The organism is Vibrio hibernica (assembly GCF_015223435.1).
GTDB classification, from domain to species: Bacteria; Pseudomonadota; Gammaproteobacteria; order Enterobacterales; family Vibrionaceae; genus Vibrio; species Vibrio hibernica.
In genome coordinates this window covers 1-5,851 of the sequence record NZ_VHKO01000090.1, presented here as the reverse complement: position 1 = coordinate 5,851, position 5,851 = coordinate 1, and the positions used below count along the sequence as shown (strand labels likewise).

Here is a 5,851-nt window from a genome sequence, read left to right as displayed (position 1 = left end):
TGGTCACATAACTTTAGTGTCAAGGCCTCGCGGGTGAATAGTTACCAAGTGCCTAACAGACTCAACCTTTATACAATTTCGGGTTAAATACATCGCGCAACCAGTCACCAAGCAAATTAATCACCAGCACGATGGTCACCAATACAAGCCCTGGGAAAGCGGTGATCCACCAAGATCCCGAGAAGATATAGTTAAAACCAATGCTGATTAATGAACCAAGAGACGGCTGATCAACCGGTAAACCTAATCCAAGAAAAGACAACGCCGCTTCCGACATAATCGCATTGGCAATTTGCACCGTTGAAATAACCAAGATCGGTGATAAGCAGTTCGGGAGAATATGACGGAACATAATACGAGGTGAACGAAAGCCCATTACACGCGCCGCTTCCACATATTCTTTTTCCTTCTCAGCGAGCACTGAAGCGCGAATAGTACGCGCATATTGTGGCCACTCAGCAATACCGATAATCACAATCAGCATTAGAACTGCATACTCACCGTAAAATTCACCACCAAAGCTAGCCTTAAAAATAGCAGAGACGATGATCGCGACCATCATGGTAGAAAATGATAATTGCACATCAGCAAAGCGCATTAAGAAGCTATCAATACGGCCACCAAAATAACCCGCAGATAAACCAATAATAATGCCAAGGAATAACTGTAATGCGACCGCGCAAAATCCGATCATCAGTGATAATCGAGAACCATATAAAATAGTTGAAAAAATATCGCGACCTTGGTCATCCGTACCCAACCAAAACGCCGCATCTCCCCCCTCCATCCAAGACGGAGGCAGTTCTGAATTCATGATATCAATCGAAGTCAAATCATATGGATTGGTCGGAGCGATCAACGGTGACAATAATGCAGCAAGAAAAAATGTCAGGAAGACAGCAAAGCTGAACATCGCTACTTTGTCGCGTTTAAAGTAATACAAAAAATCCGATTGAGTAAAACGCTGCCAACGACTTGGAGCGACATACGGTGTAGTGTCATTAGTTGTTGCCATGATTACGCTCCTTTTCCAGTAATGTTAACGGTTGGGTTAACCAAACCGTACAGCAAATCAACGATGGTATTGGTCACAACAAAGATTAAGCCAACGAAAATAACATAAGCGGTAATCAATGGCGTATCAACACGGTTAATCGCTTCAAGGAACAAAAAGCCAGTGCCTGGCCATTGGAAGACCGTTTCAGTCAAAATGGTGTACGCCACCATAGTACCAATTTGAACACCACCAACCGTTAACACAGGTAACATGGTATTTTTGAGTGCATGTTGATAATAAATTTTATTAAGCGACAAACCTTTCGCTTTACAAAATTTCACGTACTCCGAGCTTAATACTTCCAACATTTCAGAGCGCACTAGGCGAATAAATAACGGCAACATAATCGAGGCTAACGAAATACAAGGCAAGGCTAAATGCGCTAGGCCATCAAGCGTAAATAAACCTGAATGCCAACCAGTACCAAGCACATTAACGGTTTCACCTCGGCCATAAGAAGGTAGCCAGCCAAGTTCAATTGAGAAAACATACATCAATAAAATAGCAGTTAAGAACACCGGAATTGAGATGCCAATACTACTAAAAGCCATGATCAATTTAGTAAAAAAGCTTTTGGGATTAATGGCCGAATATACCCCAAGCGGGATAGATAAAAAGACAATAATTAAAGCCGCGCCAAATACTAGTTCTAATGTCGCAATAAGCTTTTCAAGAATAATATCGACTGCGGGTTTCTTAAAGAAATACGAAGTTCCTAGATCGCCCTGCACGGCATTAACAACAAAACGATGATACTTCACTACAAATGGGTCGTTTAATCCCATTTCTTCACGCATATGATCACGCTCAGCTTGAGAGACAGACTGCCCCACCAACTCACGTAACGGGTCACCTAGGTTATCCTGTATGGAAAACGCAACCAAACTGATCACAAACATCACTATCAGTGCCTGAAACAGGCGCTTGACCAGAAACGTAAACATTTCTTGCCCCTTAAAATTCCATATAAATACTGAACATAACTATTTATGCCAGCTTATCCAATTTGGCCGTATCACCTTTCAATTATCGAAAAGGATACGGCCAATGTTTATGCCTTTAACCTTTAAAGGCACTGTCGCAACAAATCACTCTGTTACTTTTATTTAACCACTAAGTCGCCAAAGTATGGGAAGTTCATACCATTTACGATAGGAGCAATATCTACATTCGATTTCGCGCCCCATGCTAGGTTTTCCCAATGTAGAGGAACAAACGCAGCATCATCGTATAAAATCTTCTCAACTTTTTGTAATTCTTGCGCGCGAACTTTTGTATCGGTTTCTACGTTCGCTTTTGCGATCAGGTTATCCACTTCTGGATTTGAGTAATGACCACAGTTATACGCACCTTTACCCGTTTTTTCATCACGAGTCATAGTTAAGAATTCAGTTAGGTTAGCTGAATCTTCGGTATCAGAGTGCCAACCGACCATCAACAAATCGGCTGAACATTTATCAAATTCAGGCCAGTATTGTGCTTTTGGCATGGTTTTTAGATCAACTTTGATTCCAATTTTAGACAGCATCGCCGCCGACGCTTGGGCAATTTTGGCATCGTTCACGTAACGGTTATTCGGCGCGATCATGCTTAAACTAAGACCTTTCTCATAACCGGCTTCTTTCATTAGTTCTTTTGCTTTCGCAAGATCATAACGAGGTTTCAGATCAGGATTGTAGCCTGCGTAACCTTCTGGACTTTGTTGACCAGCAGCCGTCGCAAAACCTTTCATAATACGCTTAGCAATACCTTCATTATTAATCGCATACACGATCGCTTCACGAACTCGTTTATCTTTTAATGCAGGGTTGCTGTCTTGGTTCATTTGGATGCTGATAATACGTGTACCAGGCAATGTCACTAGCGTAGTACCTTTGGTCTCTTTTACACGCTCTTGATCATTAGGTGCAACTGGAGCAATCATATCGACACCACCAGAAAGAAGCGCCGCAACACGTGTGGCATTTTCTTTAATTGGTTTCAGCGTTAAATGCTCAACATTGCCTTTTGATGCTTTATCCCAGTAATCTTTAAAGCGTTCAAACTCAACTTTTACACCTTGTTCGCGAGAAGTAACGATAAACGGTCCAGTACCAGAAACATGGGTTGAAGCAAATGAATTACCGTGTTTAACGATGTCGCCTTTATCTTTACCGTTTTCATCTTTACCCGAGTAGAACTTACTGTCCATTGGGAAAATGTAGGTCGCTGTTTGTAATACTAGCGGGAAACCTTTTTCAGTTTTAACATCAATGGTGTAATCATCAACTTTAACGATATCGGTAAACGGTATGAAAATACCTTTGAAATCTGTTGAGTTTTGTAAGCGGTGGAAAGTCCATACAACGTCATCCGCCGTCATGGTATTACCAGAATGGAATTTCACACCTTCACGTAAATGAAAACGCATCGTTTCATCATCGATACGCTCCCACTTCTCAGCTAAGCGTGGTTCAAATTCAAATTTTTGGGTATAACGAACCAGCGGATCGAACACCATGTGAGAAAGTTGAAGTGTACCGCCAGATAATTGCTCTTGTGGGTCAAGCGATACTGGATCAGCATCATAAGCAACCGTAATATCAGCAGCAAGGGCATTAAAGCTTAGGCCAGCAGCCATCAACGCGATAGCCAGTTTGGTCTTCATCATTTTCATTGCATAACTCCTTCATGCGGGATTAATGTCCCTATCTATTGTTATATTGCTTATTCATTAACTTAACTATAATAAGCCGTTGTATTTGCATCTGTGACTTTGTGTATTTCTTCTAAATCAGGTAATCATTACACTATTTTTGCGTCTTCTCTAAGACCGGTAAATTCAGGCATTAAAGAAATCAGCTGTTTACTATAAGCATGCTGGGGATTGTTAAATAATTGTTCCGTCGGAGACACTTCCAGTAACTCTCCCATTTTCATCACACCAATACGGTCGCACATCTGACGAATAACTGGTAAATCGTGACTGATAAACAACATGGTAAGGTTTAATTCATCTTGCAGATCTTTTAATAGATTCAAGATCTGTGCCTGAACCGACACATCGAGCGCTGAAGTAGGTTCATCACAAATTAATAGGCGTGGACGAGTCGCTAATGCACGCGCAATAGAGATACGCTGGCGTTGGCCACCTGAGAATTCATGTGGATACTTAACGCCAGCCATTCGCCCTAAACCAACGTGATCTAAAAGGTCATGTACGATCTGACGAGTTTCGGCTTCATTGCGAGTTAATTTATGAAAACGAATCGGTTCGGCAATAATATCGAACACCTTCATACGAGGATTCATTGACGTATAAGGGTTTTGGAATACCATTTGCATCTGGCGTCTAAACGGACGGCGTTCACGTTCAGATTTAATCGCGGTTAAATCAATGCCTTCAAAAGTGACTTTGCCTTCATTTGGTGCATACAACCCGGCAATAACACGCGCAATGGTTGATTTCCCTGAACCAGACTCACCCACTAAACCAAAGGTTTCACCTTCATTGACTTGAAAACTAACATTATTTGATGCTTGTACATATTCACGACGAGATTCAAAAAAAGAATGCTTGGTGGTAAAGCGAAGGCTGACATTCTCTACGTTCAATAATGGGCCAGTATAATCACGCTGATCTTGGCTTTGACCAAGCCAATGATTTTTCACATCCAATGGCTGAAGCTCATGCGCTTCTTCGATATAACTAACCAACGGAAACCGATCGAATTTTTTATCTGAACGTGGTACTGCAGAAATTAAGCTGTGAGTATATGGATGTTCAGGCGTACCTAAAACTTTCGCCGTTTCGCCAAATTCAACTAAATCCCCGCGATACATAACGGCAATTTTGTCCGTCACATTCGACACCACACCCATATCGTGAGTAACTAACATGCAACCGACATTATTTTTAATACATAATTCACGAATAAGCGTCAAGATTTGATCTTGAATCGAGACATCGAGCGCCGTCGTTGGTTCGTCAGCAATAATTAAATCCGGCTCGCCCGCCAAAGCTATCGCGATAACGACACGCTGACGCATGCCACCAGAAAACTGATGAGGATATTGCTTAAGGCGATTCTCAGGCTGAGGAATTCCCACCTGATTCATTAAAGACAATGCGCGGGTATAAGCTTCTTTATCTGACACCTTCATATTGGCATGAATAGTCTCAGTAAGTTGATGCTCAACCGTAAAAAGCGGGTTTAACGAGGTCATCGGATCTTGGAAAATAAAACCAATTTTAGAACCACGAACTTTCTTCATTTGCTCAGGTGTGAGACCCGAGATTTTCTCACCATCAAGAAAAACTTCACCACCTGCGATCACGCCTGGAGGGCTAAGTAAATCAATAACCGCATTCCCTACGGTGGACTTTCCTGCGCCAGATTCACCGACAACGCCGACGATTTCACCGCGTTCAATACTAAATGACAATGATTTAACCGCCGCGTGTACACCATGTCGCGACGGATATTCAATCCGAAGATCTTTAACTTCTAAAAGTGGCATTACCAGACCTCTACTGCTGTGACAGCTTTCTGCCCTGTCTGTAAAAAACGATTCCATTCGATGCAATTCACCCATTCAATATGAGTTGCTGCAACTTCTTGCGCTTCAATTTGGCAAACAATTCATGAAAAAGCAATAAACACAGCATAAAAGTTGGCTTTAGAACACTAAACAGGCACATTTGATTCACATTCATCCAACAACCAGGCTCCTAAGCCAAGTTTACGACTAGATAGTAGAATCTTTATTACGGACAAATTTTTACATTAATCAAAAATAACAAAGAGCCTAAAG

The 5,851-nt window shown here is 41.7% G+C and carries 4 protein-coding genes; all 4 read right to left on the bottom strand.

Annotated features, from left to right (window positions below; genetic code table 11):
* Positions 1–61 precede the first annotated feature (61 nt).
* Complete coding sequence (locus tag FH976_RS15345; protein ID WP_194091656.1) at positions 62–1,015, bottom strand: ABC transporter permease; 954 nt, start codon at positions 1,013–1,015, stop codon at positions 62–64.
* Positions 1,016–1,017: 2 nt separating this feature from the next.
* A complete protein-coding gene (locus FH976_RS15340; RefSeq protein ID WP_194091655.1) occupies positions 1,018–2,001 on the bottom strand; it encodes an ABC transporter permease in 984 nt (327 codons plus the stop codon).
* 158 nt (positions 2,002–2,159) lie between these two features.
* Complete coding sequence (locus FH976_RS15335) at positions 2,160–3,713, bottom strand: ABC transporter substrate-binding protein (protein ID WP_194091654.1); 1,554 nt, start codon at positions 3,711–3,713, stop codon at positions 2,160–2,162.
* Positions 3,714–3,841: 128 nt separating this feature from the next.
* Entirely contained in the window at positions 3,842–5,557 is a 1,716-nt protein-coding gene (locus FH976_RS15330; protein ID WP_194091653.1) for a dipeptide ABC transporter ATP-binding protein, read from the bottom strand.
* Positions 5,558–5,851 lie beyond the last annotated feature (294 nt).